This window comes from Pseudomonas sp. LBUM1645, from assembly GCF_059716185.1.
This window is the reverse complement of record NZ_CP166811.1, coordinates 6,010,535-6,032,815: the sequence shown is the minus strand read 5'-3', so window position 1 is coordinate 6,032,815 and position 22,281 is coordinate 6,010,535. Positions and strand designations below refer to the sequence as shown.

At 59.3% G+C, this 22,281-nt stretch carries 24 protein-coding genes and 1 pseudogene; 12 read left to right on the top strand and 13 right to left on the bottom strand.

The genetic code is table 11. The features are described 5' to 3' along the window. Positions 1-113: 113 nt before the first annotated feature. From ACA079_RS27380 to ACA079_RS27360, 5 genes are all read right to left on the bottom strand, one after another. Positions 114-893 carry an SDR family NAD(P)-dependent oxidoreductase gene (locus tag ACA079_RS27380; protein WP_497701601.1) on the bottom strand — a complete coding sequence of 260 codons (780 nt, stop codon included), beginning with the start codon at positions 891-893 and terminating at the stop codon, positions 114-116. A gap of 13 nt (positions 894-906) precedes the next feature. Next, entirely contained in the window at positions 907-2,352 is a 1,446-nt protein-coding gene (gene phrB / locus ACA079_RS27375; protein WP_497704387.1) for a deoxyribodipyrimidine photo-lyase, read from the bottom strand. Positions 2,353-2,386: 34 nt separating this feature from the next. Continuing rightward, a complete protein-coding gene (locus ACA079_RS27370; protein WP_497701600.1) occupies positions 2,387-3,328 on the bottom strand; it encodes a MerR family transcriptional regulator in 942 nt (313 codons plus the stop codon). Between the two features lie 10 nt (positions 3,329-3,338). After that, positions 3,339-4,298 carry a 2-thiouracil desulfurase family protein gene (locus ACA079_RS27365; protein WP_497701599.1) on the bottom strand — a complete coding sequence of 320 codons (960 nt, stop codon included), beginning with the start codon at positions 4,296-4,298 and terminating at the stop codon, positions 3,339-3,341. A 133-nt stretch (positions 4,299-4,431) separates the two neighbouring features. Further along, positions 4,432-5,418: an NAD(P)/FAD-dependent oxidoreductase gene (locus ACA079_RS27360; protein ID WP_497701598.1), complete on the bottom strand. Its 987-nt coding sequence runs from the start codon at positions 5,416-5,418 to the stop codon at positions 4,432-4,434. 196 nt (positions 5,419-5,614) lie between these two features. On the opposite strand from ACA079_RS27360, the gene ACA079_RS27355 reads away from it, so the two are divergent. Next, positions 5,615-6,517, top strand: a complete 903-nt coding sequence (locus tag ACA079_RS27355) for a TIGR01777 family oxidoreductase (protein ID WP_497701597.1) — start codon at positions 5,615-5,617, stop codon at positions 6,515-6,517. A 13-nt stretch (positions 6,518-6,530) separates the two neighbouring features. Further along, positions 6,531-7,553 (top strand): ferrochelatase, encoded by a 1,023-nt coding sequence (gene hemH, locus ACA079_RS27350; RefSeq protein WP_497701596.1) that lies wholly within the window; start codon positions 6,531-6,533, stop codon positions 7,551-7,553. A 113-nt stretch (positions 7,554-7,666) separates the two neighbouring features. Here hemH and ACA079_RS27345 read toward each other — a convergent pair whose 3' ends face one another. Then, positions 7,667-8,941, bottom strand: coding sequence for a uracil-xanthine permease family protein (locus tag ACA079_RS27345; protein ID WP_497701595.1), 1,275 nt, complete (start codon positions 8,939-8,941; stop codon positions 7,667-7,669). A gap of 2 nt (positions 8,942-8,943) precedes the next feature. Continuing rightward, positions 8,944-9,582, bottom strand: a complete 639-nt coding sequence (upp, locus tag ACA079_RS27340; protein WP_033061273.1) for a uracil phosphoribosyltransferase — start codon at positions 9,580-9,582, stop codon at positions 8,944-8,946. 177 nt (positions 9,583-9,759) lie between these two features. Here upp and ACA079_RS27335 point away from each other — a divergent pair, with 177 nt between their 5' ends. From ACA079_RS27335 to ACA079_RS27320, 4 genes are all read left to right on the top strand, one after another. After that, positions 9,760-10,317, top strand: a complete 558-nt coding sequence (locus tag ACA079_RS27335; protein ID WP_223488059.1) for a hypoxanthine-guanine phosphoribosyltransferase — start codon at positions 9,760-9,762, stop codon at positions 10,315-10,317. 4 nt (positions 10,318-10,321) lie between these two features. Continuing rightward, positions 10,322-10,795: a WbuC family cupin fold metalloprotein gene (locus ACA079_RS27330; RefSeq protein ID WP_497701594.1), complete on the top strand. Its 474-nt coding sequence runs from the start codon at positions 10,322-10,324 to the stop codon at positions 10,793-10,795. A gap of 48 nt (positions 10,796-10,843) precedes the next feature. Further along, a complete protein-coding gene (locus ACA079_RS27325) occupies positions 10,844-11,329 on the top strand; it encodes a hypothetical protein (protein WP_008153398.1) in 486 nt (161 codons plus the stop codon). A gap of 63 nt (positions 11,330-11,392) precedes the next feature. Beyond that, the gene (locus ACA079_RS27320; RefSeq protein WP_046053428.1) at positions 11,393-11,680 is read left to right on the top strand and encodes a PA4642 family protein; all 288 of its coding nucleotides are present in this window, start codon (positions 11,393-11,395) and stop codon (positions 11,678-11,680) included. A gap of 204 nt (positions 11,681-11,884) precedes the next feature. Here the strand turns inward: ACA079_RS27320 and mqo are convergent, their stop codons facing one another. Together mqo and ACA079_RS27310 are read right to left on the bottom strand one after the other, a co-directional pair. Beyond that, a complete protein-coding gene (gene mqo / locus ACA079_RS27315; protein WP_497701593.1) occupies positions 11,885-13,393 on the bottom strand; it encodes a malate dehydrogenase (quinone) in 1,509 nt (502 codons plus the stop codon). A 739-nt stretch (positions 13,394-14,132) separates the two neighbouring features. After that, complete coding sequence (locus ACA079_RS27310) at positions 14,133-14,366, bottom strand: hypothetical protein (protein WP_497701592.1); 234 nt, start codon at positions 14,364-14,366, stop codon at positions 14,133-14,135. A 205-nt stretch (positions 14,367-14,571) separates the two neighbouring features. Between ACA079_RS27310 and ACA079_RS27305 the strand changes: the two genes are divergently transcribed. Together ACA079_RS27305 and ACA079_RS27300 are read left to right on the top strand one after the other, a co-directional pair. Next, positions 14,572-15,156, top strand: coding sequence for a YajG family lipoprotein (locus ACA079_RS27305; RefSeq protein ID WP_497701591.1), 585 nt, complete (start codon positions 14,572-14,574; stop codon positions 15,154-15,156). A 299-nt stretch (positions 15,157-15,455) separates the two neighbouring features. After that, on the top strand, positions 15,456-15,740 hold the full coding sequence (locus ACA079_RS27300) for a hypothetical protein (protein WP_497701590.1): 285 nt from the start codon (positions 15,456-15,458) through the stop codon (positions 15,738-15,740). Between the two features lie 126 nt (positions 15,741-15,866). Here the strand turns inward: ACA079_RS27300 and ACA079_RS27295 are convergent, their stop codons facing one another. Beyond that, positions 15,867-17,030, bottom strand: a complete 1,164-nt coding sequence (locus ACA079_RS27295) for a 1-acyl-sn-glycerol-3-phosphate acyltransferase (protein WP_497701589.1) — start codon at positions 17,028-17,030, stop codon at positions 15,867-15,869. 142 nt (positions 17,031-17,172) lie between these two features. Between ACA079_RS27295 and ACA079_RS27290 the strand changes: the two genes are divergently transcribed. Genes ACA079_RS27290 through ACA079_RS27280 form a run of 3 tightly spaced genes read left to right on the top strand, consistent with a single transcriptional unit; the run spans position 17,173 to position 18,286 of the window. Beyond that, complete coding sequence (locus tag ACA079_RS27290) at positions 17,173-17,355, top strand: CPXCG motif-containing cysteine-rich protein (protein WP_008153387.1); 183 nt, start codon at positions 17,173-17,175, stop codon at positions 17,353-17,355. A gap of 11 nt (positions 17,356-17,366) precedes the next feature. Then, positions 17,367-17,627, top strand: a complete 261-nt coding sequence (locus ACA079_RS27285; protein WP_008153386.1) for a putative signal transducing protein — start codon at positions 17,367-17,369, stop codon at positions 17,625-17,627. Positions 17,628-17,662: 35 nt separating this feature from the next. Beyond that, on the top strand, positions 17,663-18,286 hold the full coding sequence (locus ACA079_RS27280; protein WP_046048287.1) for an SOS response-associated peptidase: 624 nt from the start codon (positions 17,663-17,665) through the stop codon (positions 18,284-18,286). Positions 18,287-18,406: 120 nt separating this feature from the next. Here the strand turns inward: ACA079_RS27280 and ACA079_RS27275 are convergent, their stop codons facing one another. Both ACA079_RS27275 and ACA079_RS27270 read right to left on the bottom strand, forming a co-directional pair. Then, entirely contained in the window at positions 18,407-19,150 is a 744-nt protein-coding gene (locus tag ACA079_RS27275; protein WP_413696193.1) for a methyl-accepting chemotaxis protein, read from the bottom strand. A 111-nt stretch (positions 19,151-19,261) separates the two neighbouring features. Continuing rightward, a pseudogene (locus tag ACA079_RS27270) lies at positions 19,262-19,459 on the bottom strand (HAMP domain-containing protein); the annotation flags it as partial. A 1,286-nt stretch (positions 19,460-20,745) separates the two neighbouring features. Here ACA079_RS27270 and ACA079_RS27265 point away from each other — a divergent pair. After that, positions 20,746-21,564, top strand: a complete 819-nt coding sequence (locus ACA079_RS27265) for a M48 family metallopeptidase (RefSeq protein ID WP_497701588.1) — start codon at positions 20,746-20,748, stop codon at positions 21,562-21,564. 131 nt (positions 21,565-21,695) lie between these two features. On the opposite strand, the gene ACA079_RS27260 is transcribed toward ACA079_RS27265, so the two are convergent. Then, positions 21,696-22,280: a TMEM165/GDT1 family protein gene (locus ACA079_RS27260; RefSeq protein ID WP_497701587.1), complete on the bottom strand. Its 585-nt coding sequence runs from the start codon at positions 22,278-22,280 to the stop codon at positions 21,696-21,698. Position 22,281: the final 1 nt, after the last annotated feature.

Below are 22,281 nucleotides of genomic sequence, written 5' to 3'. Positions count from 1 at the left end.
GTGAAAGGCCTGACGGACGCTTGGTAGCCGGGTTCGAACAGGGTGATCTCATGGCTGCGATTCAGCAGCCAGGTGCGATCAGCCCCGAGATGCGGCTACCGGCGATGGTGATTTCACGGCTGGTCCTTGATCGGCGGATTGCTGCGCACCATGCGTTTGCCGATCGCCAGTTTCCCCCGGATGGGTGTTTTCGACAGTGGCCAGAGGTCGGCCATGAACAACGCCGGAAAGGCTATCTCCAGCGGACGATTCTTGAGTTCGGCGAAGATGTAGCGTGCGGACTTGCCCACCGGCCAGTTGAGTGGCATGGGGACGTTTTGCGCCGTCAGCGGCGTCTCGACAAACCCCGGGCTGACCACGGTGACTTCGATGCCTTCCGGTGCAAGATCAATGCGCGACGATTCAAACAGGTATCGCAGCCCGGGCTTTGAGGTGCCATGAGCCTCGGACCGCGGCAGCGGCAGGTAGGTGACCGAGCTGGCGACACCCACCAGATGCGGCGCGATGCCGGCGCGCAAGAGTGGCAGGGCGGCCTGGATGCAATAGCTGCTGGCCAGCAGGTTGGTGCGCACTACGTGCTCGACGATCGACGAATCGAACTGCTGAACGTCGACGTATTCGCAAGTGCCGGCGTTGAGGATCACCGTGTCCAGAGCTCCCCACTCCCCGGCAATCCGCTCGCCGATTTCTCGCACGGTCTGGCTGTTGGTCAGGTCTCCGGCCACCACCAGCACTTGTCCCGGATAACGCTGGGACAAGACTTTGAGTGGCGCCATCGTGCGAGAGCTCACCGCGAGGTGAGCGCCGGTTTTCAGTATTTCTTCGGCCAGCGAGGCACCGATGCCGTTGCTGGCGCCAGTCAACCAGTAGCGCCGTGGAGGTGTAAAACTCATCCCCTTCTCCTTTTCAACCAGGCAATCGCCCGTCATTTTGTCGTGATGGCAGGTTCTTGAATGCGGCCAGGGCTCGCAGGCGGGAAGTACTCAGATTGACGATCGGTGACGGATAATCCACCGCGCCGAACAACCCGCTGACGTTCGCCGGGTTGTGGACTTCTTTCTTGTTCAGCCCGGCCAGTTCCGGCAGCCAGTGCTTGATAAACAGACCTTCGCGGTCGAATTTCTCCGACTGGCTCAGCGGGTTGAAAATCCGGAAGTAGGGCGCCGAATCGGTGCCAGTGGACGAGCTCCACTGCCAGCCACCGTTGTTCGCCGCCAGGTCGCCATCGATCAGATGACGCATGAAAAAACGCTCGCCTTCACGCCAGTCGATCAGCAGGTTCTTGGTCAGGAACATCGCCACCACCATGCGCAGGCGGTTGTGCATCCAGCCGGTTTCAAGCAATTGGCGCATGGCCGCGTCGATAATCGGCAGGCCGGTACGGGCCTCTTGCCAGGCCAGGAGTTCATCCGGGGCATCGCGCCAGGCGAGGGCTTCGGTTTCCGGGCGGAAGGCGCAATGACGCGCGACCCGTGGGTAGCCCACCAGAATGTGTTTGTAAAATTCGCGCCACAGCAATTCGTTGATCCATGTGATGGCGCCTACCTTGCCACTTTCGAACTCACCCTGATTGCTTTGCAGCGCGGCGTGCAGACACTGCCGGGGGGAAATCACCCCGGCGGCGAGATAGGCCGACAGCTGACTGGTGCCGGGTTTGGCCGGGAAGTCGCGTTCGTTTTTGTAGTAGTCGATCTGAGCATCGGCGAAGGTGACGAGGCGGCGGTGGGCTTCGGCTTCACCGGCAGGCCAAAGACTGCGCAAGTTTTCGCTGGGCGTTGCGAAGCCTTCAACGCTTGATGGGATCTTGTCGCTGCCGATCGCCAGCGGTGCCTGTACGGCGGGTGCTGAGATCCGCTTCGGTAACGACCCGCGCAGGCGGTCGTAACACGCCTTGCGGAATTGGCTGAAAACCTGAAAGTAAGTGCCCGTTTTGGTCAGTACGGTGCCCGGTTTTAACAGCAGTTGATCAAGGTAGCTGTAAAACTCGATGGCATTGGCTTTCAGTGTTTCGGCCACAGCTGCGTCACGACGGCTTTCATGAATGCCGTACTCCTCGTTGACGTGCACCGCGTGGATTTTCAGCTGCTGGCAAAGGTCGAGCAGCACCTTGGGTGCGTCCTCCCAGCGAGATGCCTTGCGGATCAACAAGGGAATGTTCAGCTCACCCAACGCGCTGCGTAACTCGCTCAGGTTGCGCAGCCAGAAATCCACTTTGCACGGCGCGTCATCGTGCTCCAGCCATTGCTCCGGGCTCAGCAGATACACCGCCACAGTCGGGCCGCGGGCTGCGGCGGCCGAGAGGGCGGTGTTGTCATGGAGGCGCAAGTCGCTGCGCAACCAGATCAATTGCAGAGAGGTGTCCGCACGATTCATTAAAAATTCGCCATTAAATGAGCCCACGCTGAACCAGGCCCTGATGCGCTGTTAACGGATCTTCAGCCAGGAACAAGTCAGTAATCTTGAACGTTCGTGCGGACAACTCGGCGTGGTGGATGCACACCGTGGGTCCGGCAATCATTTTTGGGCAACTGACACCATTCAAAAGTTTCGGCAGCTGCGAAAGGTTTATGGCTTTGCTGGAATACAGCAGTACGCCGCGGGCTTGCAGATGATCGACCGCCAGCGCGAGTTCGCCGGCGGGGAGTGGCCAGTCGAACACTTCCACCGGGCAATCGGCGCTGCTGATCAACCAGGCGGTCAGCCACAGGTGAGGTTCCAGTGGCAGGTCCGATTGATTGATCAACAACAGTGGCGCAGTGCGTAACTGACGGTTGTTATGGTAGATGCGTGCGCCAAATTTGCTACGTAACCAGGAGTAAAAAAACACTCGCTCCATCTGCGCGCCGAACTGGCCTTGCCAGCGTTGCTCCAGTTCCGCCAGCAACGGCATCAGCAGTTGTGCGCACAAGGTCCGTGGTGGATACAACGCCATGGCCTGATTGACGGTGTCATCGAGAGTGCGCTCGTTCAGTTGAGTGACCGCCTGCAGCAGCGTATGGCGCAGCACTTGCCAATCGTTTTCGACAGATTCGGTAAAGGCCTGCGGGGTGTCGAGCAGTTGCTTGACCTGGCTGACGGCCACGCCACGGTTGAGCCAGGTGAGGATCATCAGGATGCGTTGAACGTGTTCGGCAGAGAACAGCCGATGACCCTTGGGCGTGCGTTGCGGCACGATCAAGCCATAACGCCGCTCCCAGGCCCGCAGGGTGACGGCGTTGACGCCGGTCTGCCGCGCGACTTCACGGATCGGCAGCCAGCCTTCGTCGAGGGCTTTCTTGAAGTCGGCGCCGAGGTCTTCGCTGGCGCTGGTGTCGAGTGGGCTTTTCATTGGATTGTCATTAGATCGCGTTTCGCAGGCTGAGATTTTCCGGATGCGGTTGCAGGTAAACCTGTTGCGCAATGTATGGATCCGGGTGTTGACGGAAGTAGTGTTTGAGCAGCGTCAGCGGCACCACCAGCGGCACGATGCCGTGGCGATACTGACCGATGACGTGCTGCACTTCCTGTTTGTCTTCAGGGCTGATTGCCAGTTTGAGATAGCCACTGATGTGTTGCAGGACGTTGGTGTGGCTGCGGCGTGTGGCGCATTTTTTCAAGGCCTCCATCAGCTCGCTGAAATAGCGTGGGCCGAGTTCGTTCGGGTCGGTCTGGCCCATGTTGCCCAGCAGGTTGCCCAGAATTTTGTATTGCTCCGGGTTGTGGGCCATCAGCAGGTATTTGTAGCGCGAGTGAAAGTCCGTGAGGCCACGGCGAGTCAGGCCTTCGCGCAGCAACTGCTGCCAGGCACTGTAGGCGAACACGCGGGTGAGGAAGTTTTCTCGCAGCACCGGGTCGTTGAGTCGTCCGTCTTCTTCCACCGGTAAATCCGGATGCCGCGCGCAGAACGCCTGGGCGTAGATGCCACGACCACCACCGTCCACCGGCGCACCGTTGGCGTGGTAGACCTTGACCCGATCCAGGCCGCATGACGGGGATTTCTGCATGAAGATGTAGCCGCAGATGTCGCCCAGTTCCGTGGCCATTTTCTGACCGTACTCGGCGAGCGGGCGGGTGACATTGAGTGCTGGGTTAACGGTACCGATGGCTTCTGGATGTTGTGGATCGCCCACCAGACGGATCGGTTCACGGGGAATGCCGAGACCGATGGCCACTTCCGGACAGACCGGGACAAAATCGAAATAGTCAGTGAGGGTGCGACTGCACAGCCGCGACGCCTTGTGCCCGCCGTTGTAACGCACTTCTGCGCCCATCAAGCAGGCGCTGATGGCGATCTTCGGTTTCACGGTCACGTGGGGCATCGGAGCACCTCGAATCTAAACCTGTACAGACTGCTCGATCTGTACAACATAACTTCATCATAGATTCCAAGGTGTACAAGTCAAATTGTTTGTATAGGTTTTGCCGTCGGGCCTCCTACCGGATCGATGCGGTTCACTGCAGATGCGCATGCAAGCGGCGGGCGGCTTCCTGGCCGCTGAGCCAGGCGCCTTCGACACGACCGGACAAGCACCAGTCGCCACACACATAGAGGCCCAGATCGGCATCGGCCAGGGCGCCCCATTCATGGCTGCTGGCGGGCCGGGCGTAGAGCCAGCGGTGAGCGAGGCTGAAGGTCGGGGCGGGCATGGCGCTGTGCAGCAGCTCGGCAAATGCGCCGTGCAATTGCTCGATAACCGCTTCCTTGGACAGGTCGATATGTTGCCGGCTCCAGGCGCTGGTCGCATGCAGCACCCACGTATCGAGAGTGTTATCGCGCCCGGGTTTGCTGCGGTTGCGAGCCAGCCAGTCGAGCGGGCTGTCCTGTACGAAGCAGCCTTCCATGGGCGTATCCAGCGGTGTCTCGAACGCCAGCGCGACAGCCCAGGTCGGGTCCATTTTCACCCCGGCGGCGGCACCGGCGAGTTTCGGCGCGGAGGCCAGCAGTGCAGTCGCCTGAGGCGCCGGCGTGGCGATAATCACATGACTGAACGGGCCGTGGGTGAAGCCTTCGGCGTCCTGCAGATGCCAGTGCTCTTCGCCGCGATAGACCTCGGTAATGCGGCAGGCGAAATGCACTTCCAGGTCGCCGAGCAGGCCACGGGTGATGGCGCTCATGCGCGGCGTTCCGACCCAGCGCGTCTGTTCGTCCGGTGACAGGTTGAGCTGGCCACCGTGGTAGGTGTAGAGCTGCGGCATCCATTCAGCGACCCAGCCGTTGCCTTGCCAGCGCTGGACTTCAGTGACGAAGCGGCGATCGCGGGCAGTGAAATATTGCGCGCCCAAGTCCAGAGCACCCGCATCGCTGCGCTTGCTTGACATGCGTCCGCCACTGCCGCGGCTTTTATCGAAAAGTTGTACGACATGCCCGACCTCTGTCAGGGCCTGGGCGGCGGAGAGCCCGGCGATGCCGGTGCCGATGATTGCGATAGGTACAGTCATAGGGGCCTCGTTTACCTTTCTGTACAGACTACGCCGTGGTTGAAACCTGTACAATATTGTTTTTTGGTATAACTTTTAGCGTTCTCGTTCTGACAGCTTGGCCTATTGTTAATCACAGAGCCTGCCCGATACCAAAGATCCCTGCTTATAAAAATAGACTAGTGATCAGGGTAAAACGCTACGCGAGGAAGTAGTCATGCACATATTGCTGACCGGCGGTACTGGTTTGATAGGACGTCAACTCTGCCGCCTCTGGTTGAGTCAGGGTCATCACCTGACGGTCTGGAGTCGCAAGCCTGAAAAAGTCGCGAAAATCTGTGGTGCCCAAGTGCGCGGAGTGGCCCGCCTCGAGGACATCGGCCAGGAGCCGGTGGATGCGATTATCAACCTCGCAGGTGCACCGATTGCTGATCGCCCCTGGACGACCAAACGCAAAGCACTGTTGTGGAGCAGTCGCATCACCCTGACTGAAACCCTGTTGGCCTGGCTCGAAACCCGTGAACAAAAACCGCAGGTGTTGATTTCGGGGTCTGCGATCGGTTGGTACGGTGACGGGGGCGAGCGGGAATTGACCGAGAAGTCTCCACCGGTCATCGATGATTTCGCCAGTCAGTTGTGCATCGCCTGGGAAGAAACCGCCCAGCGTGCCGAAGGCTTGGGCCTTCGCGTGATCTTCATTCGTACCGGGCTGGTGTTGTCGGCCGAGGGCGGCTTTTTGTCGCGGCTGTTGCTGCCGTTCAAAGTGGGGCTGGGCGGGCCTATCGGCAGTGGCCGGCAGTGGATGCCGTGGATCCATATCAACGATCAAATCGCCCTGATTGATTTTCTTCTGCATCAGGAAGACACCAGTGGTCCTTATAATGCCTGCGCGCCCAAGCCAGTGCGCAACCGCGAGTTTGCCAAGACGTTGGGCAGCGTGCTGCACCGCCCGACGTTCATGCCCATGCCGGCCCTGGCGTTAAAGGTGTGCCTGGGCGAGTTGTCATTGCTGTTGCTGGGCGGCCAGAAGGCCGTACCGGCTCGCTTGCTGGAAGCGGGTTTCACTTTCCAGTTCACTGATTTGCGCGCGGCCCTGGACGACCTTTCCAGCCGCCTTTGAAATAGGACGTTGCATGACCGATCACGCATTGCTTCTGGTCAATCTGGGCTCTCCGGCTTCCACCTCGGTGGCAGATGTGCGCAGTTACCTCAATCAATTTCTGATGGACCCGTATGTGATCGACCTGCCATGGCCGGTGCGACGTTTGCTGGTGTCGCTGATCCTGTTCAAGCGCCCGGAGCAGTCTGCCCACGCCTACGCTTCGATCTGGTGGGAGGAGGGTTCGCCGTTGGTGGTGCTCAGCCGTCGCCTGCAACAGGCCATGACGGCCCAGTGGACCCACGGTCCGGTGGAACTGGCGATGCGTTACGGTGAGCCGTCTATTGAATCGACGCTGGTGCGCCTGGCGGCTCAGGGTCACAAGAGGATCACGATCGCGCCGCTCTATCCACAGTTCGCCGACAGCACCGTGACCACAGTGATCGAAGAAGCCAAACGGGTCGTGCGGGAAAAGAATCTTGATGTGCAGTTTTCGATTCTCCAGCCGTTCTACGATCAACCGGAATACCTCGATGCGCTGGTGGCCAGTGCCAAGCCGTATCTGCAGCAGGATTACGATCACCTCCTGCTCAGCTTTCACGGCTTGCCGGAGCGGCATCTGAAGAAGCTCAATCCTGGCCACAGTTTTGAGGGTGGCGGCGATTGCTGCGCCGGTGCGCCACCGGAAGTGGTCGCGACCTGTTATCGCGGGCAATGCCTGCGTACGGCTGCAGAGTTTGCCAAACGCATGGGTTTGCCGGACGGCAAGTGGTCGGTGTCGTTCCAGTCGCGTCTGGGACGGGCCAAATGGATCGAACCCTACACTGAAGCTCGCCTTGATGAGTTGGCTGGAATGGGCGTGAAGAAAGTGCTGGTGATGTGCCCGGCGTTCGTTGCCGATTGCATCGAGACGCTGGAAGAGATCGGTGATCGCGGTAAAGAGCTGTTCCGCGAGTCGGGGGGAGAGGAGTTGGTATTGGTGCCGTGCCTCAACGACGATCCGCAGTGGGCGCGGGCGTTGAGCACCTTGTGCGAAAGAGCACCGTTGGCGCTTTAAAAGCATCGCGAGCAAGCTCGCTCCCACATTTGATCTTTGTGCTCACTGAAGATCCAGTGTGGGAGCGAGCTTGCTCGCGATGGCTATCTCACTGCAATAAAGACCTTAAGTCTTCAAAGCAGCTGATCATTCGCCTTCTTGTGCTTCCAGCTGTCATTACCCGGCAGCAACAGGTTCAGCGCAATCGCCGTCACCGCGCACAGCGCGATGCCTTTGAGGCCGAAGTCGTCCGGCCCTGTGCCGGTGCCGACCAATACGCCGCCAATCCCGAACACCAGGGTCACCGAGACAATCACCAGATTGCGCGCTTCGCCCAGGTCGATCTTGTGGCGAATCAGCGTGTTCATGCCCACCGCCGCGATCGAACCGAACAACAGGCACAAAATCCCGCCCATCACCGGCACCGGAATGCTTTGCAGCAGCGCGCCGAACTTGCCGACGAACGCCAGGCTGATGGCGAAGATCGCCGCCCAGGTCATGATCTTCGGGTTGTAGTTCTTGGTCAGCATCACCGCGCCCGTCACTTCGGCATAGGTGGTGTTGGGTGGGCCGCCAAACAGGCCTGCTGCGGTGGTGGCAATGCCATCGCCGAGCAGGGTGCGGTGCAGGCCGGGTTTCTTCAGGTAATCGCGACCGGTCACGCTACCGACTGCGATCACGCCGCCGATGTGCTCGATGGCCGGGGCCAGGGCCACCGGAACGATGAACAGAATCGCCTGCCAGTTGAATTCCGGCGCGGTGAAATGCGGGATGGCAAACCACGGTGCAGCGGCAATCTTCGCAGTGTCGACCACACCGAAGTAGAACGCCATGCCAAAACCCACCAGCACACCGGAGATGATCGGCACCAGGCGGAAGATGCCTTTACCGAACACTGCGACGATCAGGGTGGTCAGCAGTGCTGGCATCGAGATCAGCATCGCCGTCTGATAATGAATCAGCTCAGTGCCGTCGCCGGCCTTGCCCATCGCCATGTTGGCGGCGATCGGCGCCATGGCCAGGCCGATGGAGATGATTACCGGGCCAATCACCACCGGTGGCAACAGACGGTCAATGAAACCGGTGCCTTTGATCTTCACGGCAAGGCCGAGGAAGGTGTAGACGAAACCGGCCGCCATCACGCCGCCCATGGTCGCCGCGAGGCCGAACTGGCCCTTGGCGAGAATGATCGGGGTGATAAAGGCAAAGCTCGACGCCAGGAACACCGGCACCTGACGCCCGGTGACGATCTGGAACAGAATCGTCCCCAGGCCTGCGGTGAACAGCGCCACGTTCGGGTCGAGGCCGGTAATCAGCGGCATCAACACCAGGGCGCCGAAGGCCACGAACAGCATCTGCGCACCCGACAGCACCGTGCGCCAGAGCGGATCGTTGAACTCTTGCTGCATGCTCAAGCGTCCTTCTGCTTGGTACCGAAGATCTTGTCACCGGCATCGCCCAGGCCTGGGATGATGTAACCGTGTTCGTTGAGTTTTTCGTCAATGGACGCGGTGTAGATGGTCACGTCCGGGTGAGCCTTCTCTACGGCGGCAATACCTTCAGGGGCAGCCACCAGCACCATCGCGCGGATATCCCGGCAACCGGCTTTTTTCAGCAGGTCGATGGTCGCGACCATGGAGCTGCCGGTAGCGAGCATCGGGTCGATGATCATCGCCAGGCGTTCGTTGATTTCCGGAACCAGTTTCTCCAGATAGGTGTGGGCCTGCAGGGTTTGTTCGTTGCGAGCCACGCCGACGGCGCTGACTTTGGCGCCCGGGATCAGGCTCAGCACGCCTTCGAGCATACCGATGCCGGCGCGCAGGATCGGTACTACAGTAATTTTCTTGCCGGCGATTTTCTCGACCGACACAGTGCCGGCCCAGCCTTGGATATCGTAGGTTTCCAGCGGCAGGTCTTTGGTGGCTTCATAGGTCAGCAGGGCACCGACTTCCTGAGCGAGCTCACGGAAATTCTTCGTGCTGATGTCGGCGCGGCGCATAAGGCCGAGTTTATGGCGGATCAGCGGATGGCGGATCTCGAGGATGGGCATGGGAAAGGCTCCGGCGGCGGGCAAAAAAACCGGCCTAGATTAATCTATCCGAGGGTGTTGTCCTATAGACATAAAGTACGTTAGTCCACAAACGCTTGATCTGGCCTCGCTTGATGCGTACCTTTGCCCGCTTTTCCTCACTTAGTCCCCCCCGTTACCACCCCCCAGGAGAGCGCCATGTCCGCTGATCTCGAGCATATCCGTCAAATCATGCGAGAGGCTGACTGCCTGTACACCGAAGCTGAAGTCGAGGCGGCCATCGCCCGCGTCGGTGCACAAATCAACGACCAGCTGGCTGAAAGCAATCCGGTGGTGTTTTGCGTGATGAATGGCGGGCTGATTTTCTCCGGCAAGCTGCTGACCCATCTGAACTTCCCGCTGGAAGCGTCCTACCTGCACGCCACCCGTTATCGCAACGAAACCAGCGGCGGCGATCTGTTCTGGAAAGCCAAGCCGGAAGTGTCGTTCATTGACCGTGACGTGCTGATCATCGACGACATTCTCGACGAAGGTCACACCCTGGGCGCGATCATCGACTTCTGCAAACACGCCGGCGCCCGCGCGGTGCACACCGCCGTGCTGATCGACAAGGACCACGACCGCAAGGCTCGTCCGGACCTGAAAGCCGATTTCGTCGGCCTGCCATGCATCGACCGTTACATCTTCGGTTACGGCATGGACTACAAAGGCTACTGGCGTAACGCCAACGGGATTTTTGCTGTTAAAGGTATGTAAGAACATGACCACGCCGAGTTTTCTCGATCAAACCCTGTTCGCTGAATTGGCCGAGAAAGCCGCGGCCAATCCTCGCGGGCGTCAGCATCACAACTTCCATCAGATGGAAGACGCCTGTCATCGCATGGTGGTTGGCTTGCAGCCCGACACCTACATTCCGCCTCACCGGCACTTGGGGGAAAACAAGGCTGAAACCCTGTTGGTCCTCAAAGGGCGACTGGGTGTGTTGATCTTCGATGAGTCTGGCGCGGTCCTGAAGAAACAAGTCCTTGTGGCCGGTGGCGATTGTGTTGGCGTGGACCTGCCGACCGGTGTGTTCCATGGTCTGGTGGTACTGGAAGCCGACAGCCTGATGTTCGAATGCAAGGCTGGCCCTTATCGCCCGGTCGGTGAGGGTGAGCTTGCGCACTGGGCTCCGCGCGAAGGCGAGCCGGGTGTGGCCGAGTATCACGCGTGGATGCGCGCGCAGTTCGATTGATGTTCAGTCAGCTGCTACAGTGCTCGGCCTCGCCCTCCGGAGCCTGTCATGAGCCTTTTGATCCGCAGCTGCGCCGCCCTGTTGCTGACCGTCAGCCTGCCTCTGGCGGCGGCCCCGGCGCCGATGCACGCGCAGTTCCTGCCCCCCGATGACCTGACCCTGCGTGACGCGGAACCCGAGCAGCAACAGCTGTTGCAGGTTACCGAGTACTCGGTGGTGGTCGGCAGCCAGCGCCAGTCCAACCAGCAGCCAATTCCGGTGACCTCACCGTTGCTGATCCGCCTCAAGGGCAAATCCTTGAACAAGGGCGCGACCATCAACCAGGTGCTGGTCAATTTCGATGGCGAAAGCAAAAGCCTGAAAAAGCCGATCTACGACGACAAAAGCAAAACCCTGACGCTGTTTTACCCGATGGCTCAGTACCGGGTGGTGATCGACTTGTTGCGCAATGACACGGTGTATTGCCAGTTCCTCAGCTACGCCAACGGTCATGTTTGGGCCGATCTGCACACGGGCGCTGTTCGTCCGCGTTGAGCCGGGTGGCAAGGGAGGGGTAAACTGCCCGCCCCGTGAAATGTCTGCGAGCTGGAGTCGGCAATGCGTAAAGATAAGAAGCAAGTGATTGGTGACGAGATCGGCGATGAGCAGATCAAGCTGTTCCTCGATTTCGAACCGGTCGACGCCACGTCGCCGTCGCTGCACAAACTGATCAAGGCCTATCGCGGCCTGCGCATCGATGACTTCGAGCGTTTTCTGACGTTCTTCGTCGAAGCCGGTCTGGATCTGGACGGCAAGGATGAGCACGGCAATGACTTCGTCGCCCTGATCAAAGATCAGCGCAACGCGGCCGAGTACATCGAACTGATCAACAAAGCTCGCGGTTAACCCCAGAGATACCGGTTGTTGGTGCTGGCCCCATCGCGAGCAAGCTCGCTCCCACAGTGGATTTGTGTACACCAATCCACTGTGGGAGCGAGCTTGCTCGCGATGGGGCCGGAACAAACACTGATGATCTTGAATTATCCGTTTCACCGGTCATAAAAAACGCCCCGCTCTCAATGAGAACGGGGCGTTTTTTATGCGGCCGAATCAAGCGTAGCTTTCGGTCTCATTGCTGGCTTCAACCAGTTCCAGCGCGACGTTGTTCTGCACATTGATCTTGCGATACAGCGCAGCATCGGTTTCCAGAACCTTTTCCCGGGCCGGGAAGATTTCCGCCAATTTGGCAGCCCACTCACCGGACGCTTTGTTCGGGAAGCATTTTTCGATCAGTTCCAGCATGATCGAAACGGTCACTGACGCGCCTGGCGAAGCGCCGAGCAGGGCGGCCAGAGAGCCGTCCTTGGCTGCGACCAGTTCGGTACCGAACTGCAGAACGCCGCCCTTTTTCGGGTCTTTCTTGATGATCTGCACCCGTTGGCCGGCCACTTCCAGGCGCCAGTCTTCGGCTTTCGCTTCAGGGTAGAAGCGACGCAGGGAATCCAGGCGCTGCTCCATCGACTGCATCACTTCGCTGACCAGGTACTTGGTCAGGTCCATGTTGTTTTTGGCCACGGCCAGCATCGGGCCGATGTTGCCGGCGCGAACCGACATCGGCAGGTCCATGAAGGAGCCGTGCTTGAGGAACTTGGTGGTGAAACCGGCGTAAGGTCCGAACAGCAGGGACTTCTTGCCATCGACTACGCGGGTGTCCAGGTGCGGCACCGACATCGGTGGCGAACCCACGGCCGCCTGGCTGTAAACCTTGGCCTGGTGGTGCTTGACCACTTCTGGATTGTCGCAACGCAGCCATTGGCCACTGATCGGGAAGCCGCCGAAGCCTTTGCTTTCTTCGATGCCCGACGCTTGCAGCAGCGGCAGTGCCGCGCCGCCAGCGCCGAGGAACACGAATTTCGCGTCGACGTCACGGGAATTGCCGCTGTTGACGTCCTTGATGCTGACGGTCCAGCCGTTGCCGTTACGCTTGAGGCCGGTCACGCGCTTGCAGTACTTGACCTGGGCATCGGGTGCGCTGGTCAGGTGCTTGAGCAATTGATTGGTCAGGGCGCCGAAATTGACGTCGGTGCCGTTCATGACGCGGGTGGCGGCGACGACTTCGTCGGCTGGCCGGCCAGGCATCATCAGCGGAATCCACTCGGCCATGGTGGCCTTGTCTTCGGTGTATTCCATGTCCGAGAAGGCGTGGTGCTTGCTCAGCGTCTTGAAGCGTTCCTTGAGGAAGGAAACGCCATCGTCGTTCTGGACGAAGCTCAGGTGCGGCACCGGGCTGATGAACGTCTTGCACGAGCCGAAGGTGCTTTTCTTGGTCAGGTAGGACCAGAACTGCTTCGACACCTCGAACTGGGTGTTGATGTGCACGGCTTTCTTGATGTCGACGGTGCCGTCGGCGGCCTGCGGCGTGTAGTTGAGCTCACACAGCCCGGCGTGACCGGTACCGGCGTTGTTCCACGGGTTCGAACTCTCCGCGGCACCGGAATCCATCAGCTCGACGACTTCCAGCTTGATCGCGGGGTCGAGCTCTTTGAGCAGTACAGCGAGGGTGGCACTCATGATGCCGGCCCCAACCAGTACTACGTCGACTGCTTCGTTATGCGCCATTTAACGCGTCTCCAAAATCTGCAGCACCAAATTGTCGGCATGGCTGCCAGGCGTTCAGGGGCGTGTCAGTGAGGCCCCAAGTACCCATGGCAGTATCGCCATGTCCGAATCTTCGCAATTTTTTGCAACTTCGACGGACGCTACCGGCCGGGTCTAAAAGAGTTACATGAACTCACTTCAACGCGCGGCTGGCAATTCGACTTATGGTCGATACATCCGTTTGTGCAACCAAATCCGTAGAGGACAGGCTTCAGGCTCCGGTGTTCGAGGCGTACTCGGTCCTGTGTCGTTGGGCTGTTTCAGACGCTAATGGTGCATATTCAGACGCAAAACTATTCATTTGCTCGCCACACTCTTGTGAAGTTGTGAAAACCCGTTTTTTTCACGCTCTTTTGAAGACGTGAACCTCAAAAAAGGGCTGCCCCAGCCTGGCACTGTGCCCGGATGGATTGCCGCCATGGGATACATGACAGTCAAAACGGGCAAACAGCTCAGTGACCGAGCGTAATGACAGCTCTGCAGATTCGCGAAAAGTGGGGTTTTTGCTCAAGGAACAGCAAGCGCGCCAGCTTCACTCGATCTGTGTGGGCGGCTCTCTGTGGGCGGTGCGGGGTGTCAATACAAGCGCATTGACGATGCTGCGAGGCCCGATCAGGAGACGTCCTTATAATCGGGGGGAGATTGTAGCGAAGAAACGCAGGGAAATGGTCGTGTTTAATGACTTTTATTAGGCGTCTGGTCAGGTGGTCAACAGTTGCTGAGCCCGCGCACGTGGCTGGCGCTGGCTGACACGGGCGCTAGGGGGCAGGGGATGGTGCAACCAGTTGAGGCGGATTTCTTCGATTTCGACCCAGCCATCGCCCATTGGCTGGAGGCTGCACTGTTTGAATGCCTGGCAGTGGCCGTTGCGGTCGAGTAGGGCGAAGCAGCGATGCAGAGGACGTGGGTTGAACAGCGAGACGAGATAGCGCATGGCGAAGTACCTTGTGGGGTGACTGCTGTAAAGGTTGCCAGTGAGCCGTGACGAGCAAGTGTATGGGCGGTGACATATCTGTGACAGGAACCGCAGTCTTGAGGGTTTGTCAGAGATTTCAGTATTCACTGCGAGGTGCTAGTTACCCACAGTGGCCCACCGCTATACTGCGGGCCTGTTTGTGCCTGATTCTGGAGAGAAGAGCATGTTGCAACGCCTGTTGTTCGGTTTGATCACTGTGACCAGTTTGACCCTGGTTGGCTGCGCCCACAGCCCGCAACAACTGAATCCGGAACCTAAGCTGACGACTCAGCTGGCACCGGTCGGCCATGGTCAACCGGTGGTGGTGCGTGTGGTGGACGGTCGTCCGTCGCCGACGTTGGGCACCCGTGGTGGCCTGTACCCTGAGACCAGCGCGATCACCGTGCAGGGCGCGCAGATTCTGCCGAAGTTGCAGGCTCAGGCCGAAGCGGCCGTACGGTTGTTGGGCTTCACCCCAACCTCCAATGCGCTGAATGCTCCGCAGTTGACCGTGACCCTGGCGGAGCTGAAGTATCAGTCGCCTAAAGAAGGCATGTATGTGACTGAGGCCACCATTGGCGCGACGTTCCGTTCCGATGTTCAGAATGCCAATCGTCGTTACAGCGGTCGTTATGGTGCGTCCCTGGATCAGCGTTTTGGTATGGCGCCGAATCAGGAAACCAATACCAAGCTGGTTAGCGATGTGTTGAGCGATGCGTTGACGCGTCTGTTCAAGGATCCGACGATTGGTCAGGTTCTCGGCGAGTAAGCGTTCGCTGGATTCAAAAAAACCCGGGGCCAGTGATGGTCCCGGGTTTTTTCATGCCTGTCGATTTTTGGTGGGACTGCTCCCACAGGGGTTCAGCGGTGTCAGGCTGCTTCGGAGTAAAAATCCAGCACACTCACGCCCGTCAGCAAATCCATCTCCAGCAAATCCGCATGCTGATGCCCAATCGGTCAAATGGTTCGTTACTTGTCGGAAAGCAAGGGCACAAGGCGAGGCTTTCGGTAGAATTCGCGCCGCGGTCGTCGGTTCGGCGTCTGCCACCTGTTTTGCTGAGGTTCGTGATGTCGTTGCATTTGATTTCGCTGTTTACCAACCATCCCGCCAAGTTGATCAACCTGTTGGCCTTGTTGTTTGCCTTTCCGGGCGGTTGGTTGCTGCATGCCACTCGTCGCCGCGAACAGCGCGCGCGGGCCATTCTCGAAGCGCAAAGCGAGAGTCGTCGTATCGATGAACCGACGTTGATGCTGGATGGGGCGACCTTGCGCATGAACCGGTTTTTCTATCGTTTCGGTTTTGCCTGTCTGGGGTTGGCGCTGCTGGTGTCGTGGATCAGCACACGGGTCTGAATCGCTAAAAAGCAAAAGATCGCAGCCTCGTTTCACTCGACAGCTCCTACACGGGATAGCGTTCGCCCTGTAGGAGCTGTCGAGTGAAACGAGGCTGCGATCTTTTGATCTTGCTTTAAAAAAACCTTACAGCGGCAAACCTGCTTTCACACGGTACTGATTGCGCACCGGCGTCGCGTATTGCAGGACCATGAACGGACGATGCTCCTCAGGGCACGCGTCCAGACGCTGTTGCCATTGCTCCTGAGCCTTGGCCAGTTCGTCCGCCGCAAACACCTCGGCAGCTTTCGGCACCTGCAATTGCGGGTCGGCGTCTTTCCACTGGGCGTAGGCCAGGTAGTGCACAGGGAACAGGCGGTAGCCACCAAGGATCTGCCGGTCCATCTCGATCGCCAATTGCTTGGTGTCATCGAACAGCTCGGTGATCGGCGAGGCGAAGTTCACATGCACACGGCCCTTGTAGCCGGTGATGCCCTTGGCGATGCTCACATCGTCCTCACCCGGCACTTTGGTGTAGCTGCCGGTGGTGGCGCGGATGAACAGTTCGCGAGCCTTGGCTTGATCGCACGGGTCGTATTCGTAGCTGATCGACACCGGGGTGACGTTCAGCGAGCGGATGACCTCGCCGAACGGCTCGTCCTTGCGGCTCATGTGGAACATCTTGAGGATCGCCGACTCGGTGCGGTCGTCGCCGTCCTTGGCCCGGCCTTCGGCCTGGGCGATCCAGATCGAGGCGCAATCCTTGCGGATCGAATGGTTGATGTAGGCCGACAGCAGCTGATACGCCGCCATCTTCTCGCGTCGACCGGTGATCGAACGGTGCACGATGAAGCTCTTGTTCAGGCGCATCAGATCGCTGACGAAGGGCTTCTGCAGCAGGTTGTCGCCGATCGCGATGCGCGGTGTCGGCAGGCCGGCGTGGTACACGGCGTAGTTGACGAAGGCCGGGTCCATCACGATATCGCGGTGGTTGGCGATGAACAGGTAGGCGCTGCCGGACTTGAACTGCTCGACGCCGGTGTACGTCACACCGTCCGTGGCTCGCTCGATGGTGTGGTCGACGTACATCTCGACTTTATCCTGCAACGTGGCCACCGACGTAACGCCGGCGAACTCACGGCGCAGCCGATGAGCTATAAGAGGTTTGAGCGCCCAGCCGAAAGCACCGGCAAAGCGCGGGAAGCGGAAGTGGATGAGGATGTCTAGAAACGCCTTGTCGCCGAGCAGCCTGTCCAGCACCGCTGGGACTTCGCTATCGTCGTACGGTCGGATGGCATCGAATTCGCCCATCATGCTCTCTTGTTAGAAACGGCTAGGGTAAGTAAAGGTTTTGATCGAAAACCAACGGGGCACGGTCTGAAAAGTTAGCCAGACAAAAATAGCCCTGCAAATAGACCGGCGATTATACGCACAAGTCACCTGGGAGACCGCGATGCTGGAAACCGAGCGCTACGAATGTCCGTATTGTGGTGAAGAGGCTGAGGCCGTTCTGGACTTGTCCGGTGGCGATCAGACCTATATCGAAGACTGTCCGGTGTGTTGTCGCCCGATCACATTTGTTCTGCAGACTGACGGTCAGGAATGGTTGCTCGAAGTTCATAGCGAAAACGAATGAAGGGGCACCCCATGCAGCGAATCTACGAGCCGGAAAACCTCATGGAAGGTGAGTTGCTGCAAAGCATGTTGGCCAGCGAGGGCATCGAAGCCCATTTGGTGGGCCGCGATTTGCTCGGTGGCAGCGGCGAATTGCCTATCTTTGGCCTGCTGGGCCTGTCGGTCGATAACGACGAGGCCGAGTACGCCCGGGAGTTGATCACTGCGTACAATGCCGCGCTGCCACTGCCCGGCGATGAACCGGAAAGTTTTCCCGGTACGCTGGTCTGTTAGGCTGACGTTCGTTTTATCAAGAGTCGTGTTGCCCCATGTGTGGACGTTATGCCCTGTTTCGCTGGAACCCCGCCTTCGCGGCCCTGCCTGGCTTCCCCGCCGATCAGCAGGCCCAGTGGAATATTTCTCCCAACGATTCGGTTCTGATGCTGCGTGCGGGCGTTGACGGCCAGCGCGAGTTGGCCCGAGCGCGCTGGGGGTTGACGCCGCCGTGGCTGACCGATTTGTCCCGCACGCCAGCCCATGCCCGGGCCGAAACCGTTGCCGAACAACCGATGTTTCGCCAGGCCCTGCGCGAACGCCGTTGCCTGCTGCCGGCCAACGGTTTTTACGAATGGCGCGGCACCACACGCAAGCGTCCGTATTGGCTGACACCGGGGGAGGGCTCGACGCTGTTCTTTGCGGCGATTTGGGAAGCGTATCCGGTGCAGGAGCAGGTGTGGCTGAGCACGGCGGTGATCACGCAGCCGGCGGCGAGTCAGCGTCGGCCGTTGATTCTCGATGCGGCGGGGCAGGAGGCGTGGCTCAATCCAGAGACTCCGTTGCATGCCTTGCAAGCGTTGCTCGCCAGTGAACCCGCGGCGTTGCGCGAGCGGGTGTTGGCGAATCTGGTGAATGATCCGAAGCTGAATGGGCCGGAGTGTTTGACTCCGGGCTGATTCGGCGCTTGTACCGCCGCCATCGTCGGAACGCCGCCCGGAGCAAGCTCGCTCCCACATGGGGTCTGTGGCGTTCACAAAACCTGTGGGAGCGAGCTTGCTCGCGATGGGGTCTTTGGATCAAACCTTGAACTGATTGATCAACCGCCGCTGCTGCTCAGCCAGTTTGGTCAGATCCGCACTCGCCGCACTCGATTCATCCGCTCCGCCAGCCACTTCATTGGCTACTTGCCCGATGTTGATCACGTTCCGATTAATGTCGTCAGCCACCGCACTCTGTTCCTCAGCCGCACTGGCAATCTGGGTGTTCATGTCGTTGATCACCGACACCGCCTGAGTAATCGTCTCCAGCGCTTCGGCCGCTTTCGCCGCATGCTGCACGCTTTCATCGGTGCGGCTCTGACTGTCCTCCATCACCCGCACCACATCGCGCGTGCCTTGTTGCAGTTGCTGAATCATGGTCTGAATTTCTTCAGTGGCTTTCTGAGTCTTCTGCGCCAGGTTGCGCACTTCATCGGCCACCACCGCAAAACCGCGTCCCTGTTCGCCGGCTCGCGCCGCTTCGATGGCGGCGTTCAAGGCCAGCAGGTTGGTCTGTTCGGCAATCCCGCGAATGGCCGTCAGGATCGCATTGATGTTCTCGCTGTCCTTGGCCAAGGTCTGCACCACGCCGACAGCCTTACCGATTTCTATCGCCAGCACGCCAATCGAGTTCGACGTGTCCCGCACGATTTGCATGCCCTGCGCCGCGGCCTGATCGGCATGGCTGGCGGCTTGCGCAGCCTGAGTCGCGTTGCGCGCCACGTCCTGAGCGGTCGCTGTCATTTCATGCACCGCCGTGGCGACTTGATCAATCTCGGCCATTTGCTTGTGCACGCCGATGTTGGTGCGGATGGCGATGTCGGCGGTGTGTTCCGACGAATCACTGACGCTCTGCACCGAAGTCACCACTTGGGTGATCATCGCCTGCAACTTGGCCAGGAAGGTATTGAAGCCTTTCGCAATCGCACCCAGTTCGTCGGCGCGGTCGCTGGTCAGGCGGCGAGTCAGGTCGCCTTCGCCTTTCGCGATGTCGTCGAGCATCGCGACCATCTGCTTCAGCGGCCGGGCAATGCCGTGGCCCACCAGCCAGATCACCAGCAAGCCGATACCGGCAATCAACAAGCCGACCATGGCCATGCCGAAGGTGTCGGACTTGCGCTGGGCGTCCAGATCGCCCTGAAGTTTTTGCAGGTCGGCCATCACTGCGTTCAGCGGCAATTGCAGCATGAGGGTCCAGCGAGCGTCGGTCTGGCCAATACCGAACGGCAGGTACAACTCGATCCGGCCCTGGGCCTTGTCGACGGTGTAGGTGACTTCGCCGCGCTTGAGATTGGCCATGTTGGCGATCTGCTGGCTGTCGAGGATGTCGCTGACTTTCTCGCCGAATTTGCTCGGGTCCTTGGTGTAGGCAACGATCCGGCTGTTGCCGCCAATCAGGGCCATTTCACCAGCGCCGCTGTACAACTTCTGATTCGCGCCGAGGAGCATTTCCTGGATGAAGTTCACCGAGAGGTCGGCGCCGACGATGCCCTGGAAGGCCCCGTTGAGCATGATCGGTTCTATAAAGGAGGCGAGCATGACGATCTTGTCGCCGACCTTGTAGGGCGCCGGATCGATCACGCAGGATTTTTTGGTTTCTTTCGAGCACAGGTAGTACTCGCTGGCGCGTACGCCGGTGGACAAGGTTTTCTGGTCGTCGACGTCCACCAGTTTGTCCAGGCCCAGACTGCCGTCTTCGTTGCGGAACCACCACGGCAGGAAGCGGCCGTTGCTGGCGTCGATGCCGACAACCTGGGTGTCGACGTAGGCCGCGTCGTTGTGATCGAGGGCGTTTTTTTCCCAGCCGATGTAGGTGCCGAGAATTTTCGGGTTCTTGACGACGTTTTCCTTGATCAGGCTGATCAATTGCTCACGGCTCAGGTTCAACTGTGGCTGGCCATCGGCACCCGGTGTGCCGATCAATGCGTTGACTCGCACCAGTCCGCCGGCAATCAGCAGTGGCGCTTCGAGCTCGCGCTGGATCTGGCTGACCTGGGTTTGCGCCAGTGACGTCAGGCGTTGTTCGATGACTTGCTCGAATTGTGCCTGGGTCCGCTGTTGGACCATGTCTTGTGTCCGTGCGCCGGAAAACAACGCGTACAGCACCAGGGCTGCTACGACACTAAGAACGATGGCGCCGGCGAGGGCCGCCACGGAAAACTGGATCGACTTGAATTTCATGGGTGCTCCGCACGCAAGAGGACGTCTGCGGTGCTGTATCGGCGGGGTGTCGATGGCCATGAGCGGGGTTTGGCGAATTGGCTGTTTTGGAATGTTTGATGTCGTAAATGAATTAGTGTGTGCTACACGTCCGTTGTATCTGGCGCCGATACAATTCACCGCCTAGGATACGCCGCATATTTTCAGGGAGATTTTTGATGAACAAGACATTGGTTTTGTGTGCACTGAGCGCAGGTTTGCTGCTCGCCGGTTGTCAATCGGTCAACACCACCAGCGGTGGCGCGGTAGGCGTTGAGCGTAAACAGTACATGTTCAGCATGCTGTCGACCGACGAGGTCAACCAGATGTACGCCCAGTCCTATCAAAAGACTGTCGGCGAGGCGAACACCAAAGGCGTGCTGGACAAGACCAGTAACGAGGCCAAGCGTGTCCAGGTGATTGCCGACCGATTGATTGCCCAAGCGCCGGTTTTCCGTCCGGATTCGGCCCAATGGAAATGGGAAGTCAACCTGATCAAGAGCGACGAACTCAACGCCAACTGCGGGCCTGGCGGCAAGATCATTTTCTACACGGGCCTGATCGACAGCCTGAAATTGACCGACGATGAGATCGCCGCGATCATGGGCCACGAAATCGCCCACGCCCTGCGCGAGCATGGTCGTGAAGCGATGTCCAAGGCTTACGGCATCGAAATGGCCAAGCAGGGCGCCGGTGCCTTGTTCGGTCTGGGTCAGGACAGCCTGGCGTTGGCGGATACCGTGGCCAACTACGGCATGACCTTGCCCAACAGTCGCGCCAATGAAAACGAGGCGGACCTGATCGGCCTGGAACTGGCCGCTCGCGCCGGTTACAACCCGAACGCCGCGATCACCCTGTGGAACAAGATGAGCAAGGCCTCGGAAGGTTCGCCGCCGGAGTTCATGAGTACTCACCCGGCGTCGTCGAGTCGTATTGCTTCTTTGCAGGCGGCGATTCCGAAAGTCATGCCGCTGTATGAGAAAGCCAAAAAGTCCTGATAGTCATACGGTGAGGCCACTGACGCTATCGCGAGCAAGCTCGCTCCCACATGGTTTTGTGATCGACGCTGACCCCTGTGGGAGCGAGCTTGCTCGCGATGAACGATAACGCGGTCTTCTGGCCTACCGTGTCAAACCCACCCGCTGCTCTGCATCGCCTTGTACACCGCGACAATGGCGAGGACGAAGAACGCCGACGCCGCCAGGCGACGGATCAGGGTCAGCGGCAATTTATCCGCGGCAAAGTTACCCGCCAAAACCACTGGCACGTTGGCAATCAACATGCCGGCGGTAGTGCCGATGATCACCAGCCACAGTTCCGGGTATTGCGCAGCGAGCATCACCGTGGCGACTTGAGTCTTGTCGCCCATCTCCGCAAGGAAAAACGCGATCAACGTGGTCAGGAACGGTCCGAACTTGCGGGCGGTGCTGGTTTCGTCGTCGTCCATCTTGTCCGGCACCAGGGTCCACAACGCCGTCGCGGTGAAGCTCGCGGCGAGGATCCAGTGCAGCGTCGCGTTCGAGAAGAAACTACCGACCCAGGCGCCTACCGCGCCGGCTGCTGCGTGGTTGGCCAGGGTTGCAGCGACGATACCGGCGATAATCGGCCAGGGTTTGCGAAAGCGAGCGGCGAGAATGAGCGCGAGCAGTTGCGTCTTGTCGCCGATTTCGGCCAAGGCAACGATTGCGGTGGGAACGAGAAGTGAATCCAGCATC

Coding starts and splice junctions, on each gene's coding strand:
- ACA079_RS27380 (WP_497701601.1), bottom strand. CDS start 893: ATGAGTTTTACACCTCCACGGCGCTACTGGTTGACTGGCGCCAGCAAC.
- ACA079_RS27370 (WP_497701600.1), bottom strand. CDS start 3,328: ATGAAAAGCCCACTCGACACCAGCGCCAGCGAAGACCTCGGCGCCGAC.
- ACA079_RS27365 (WP_497701599.1), bottom strand. CDS start 4,298: ATGCCCCACGTGACCGTGAAACCGAAGATCGCCATCAGCGCCTGCTTG.
- ACA079_RS27360 (WP_497701598.1), bottom strand. CDS start 5,418: ATGACTGTACCTATCGCAATCATCGGCACCGGCATCGCCGGGCTCTCC.
- ACA079_RS27355 (WP_497701597.1), top strand. CDS start 5,615: ATGCACATATTGCTGACCGGCGGTACTGGTTTGATAGGACGTCAACTC.
- hemH (WP_497701596.1), top strand. CDS start 6,531: ATGACCGATCACGCATTGCTTCTGGTCAATCTGGGCTCTCCGGCTTCC.
- ACA079_RS27345 (WP_497701595.1), bottom strand. CDS start 8,941: ATGCAGCAAGAGTTCAACGATCCGCTCTGGCGCACGGTGCTGTCGGGT.
- upp (WP_033061273.1), bottom strand. CDS start 9,582: ATGCCCATCCTCGAGATCCGCCATCCGCTGATCCGCCATAAACTCGGC.
- ACA079_RS27335 (WP_223488059.1), top strand. CDS start 9,760: ATGTCCGCTGATCTCGAGCATATCCGTCAAATCATGCGAGAGGCTGAC.
- ACA079_RS27330 (WP_497701594.1), top strand. CDS start 10,322: ATGACCACGCCGAGTTTTCTCGATCAAACCCTGTTCGCTGAATTGGCC.
- ACA079_RS27325 (WP_008153398.1), top strand. CDS start 10,844: ATGAGCCTTTTGATCCGCAGCTGCGCCGCCCTGTTGCTGACCGTCAGC.
- ACA079_RS27320 (WP_046053428.1), top strand. CDS start 11,393: ATGCGTAAAGATAAGAAGCAAGTGATTGGTGACGAGATCGGCGATGAG.
- mqo (WP_497701593.1), bottom strand. CDS start 13,393: ATGGCGCATAACGAAGCAGTCGACGTAGTACTGGTTGGGGCCGGCATC.
- ACA079_RS27310 (WP_497701592.1), bottom strand. CDS start 14,366: ATGCGCTATCTCGTCTCGCTGTTCAACCCACGTCCTCTGCATCGCTGC.
- ACA079_RS27305 (WP_497701591.1), top strand. CDS start 14,572: ATGTTGCAACGCCTGTTGTTCGGTTTGATCACTGTGACCAGTTTGACC.
- ACA079_RS27300 (WP_497701590.1), top strand. CDS start 15,456: ATGTCGTTGCATTTGATTTCGCTGTTTACCAACCATCCCGCCAAGTTG.
- ACA079_RS27295 (WP_497701589.1), bottom strand. CDS start 17,030: ATGGGCGAATTCGATGCCATCCGACCGTACGACGATAGCGAAGTCCCA.
- ACA079_RS27290 (WP_008153387.1), top strand. CDS start 17,173: ATGCTGGAAACCGAGCGCTACGAATGTCCGTATTGTGGTGAAGAGGCT.
- ACA079_RS27285 (WP_008153386.1), top strand. CDS start 17,367: ATGCAGCGAATCTACGAGCCGGAAAACCTCATGGAAGGTGAGTTGCTG.
- ACA079_RS27280 (WP_046048287.1), top strand. CDS start 17,663: ATGTGTGGACGTTATGCCCTGTTTCGCTGGAACCCCGCCTTCGCGGCC.
- ACA079_RS27275 (WP_413696193.1), bottom strand. CDS start 19,150: ATGGCCGAGATTGATCAAGTCGCCACGGCGGTGCATGAAATGACAGCG.
- ACA079_RS27265 (WP_497701588.1), top strand. CDS start 20,746: ATGAACAAGACATTGGTTTTGTGTGCACTGAGCGCAGGTTTGCTGCTC.
- ACA079_RS27260 (WP_497701587.1), bottom strand. CDS start 22,280: ATGCTGGATTCACTTCTCGTTCCCACCGCAATCGTTGCCTTGGCCGAA.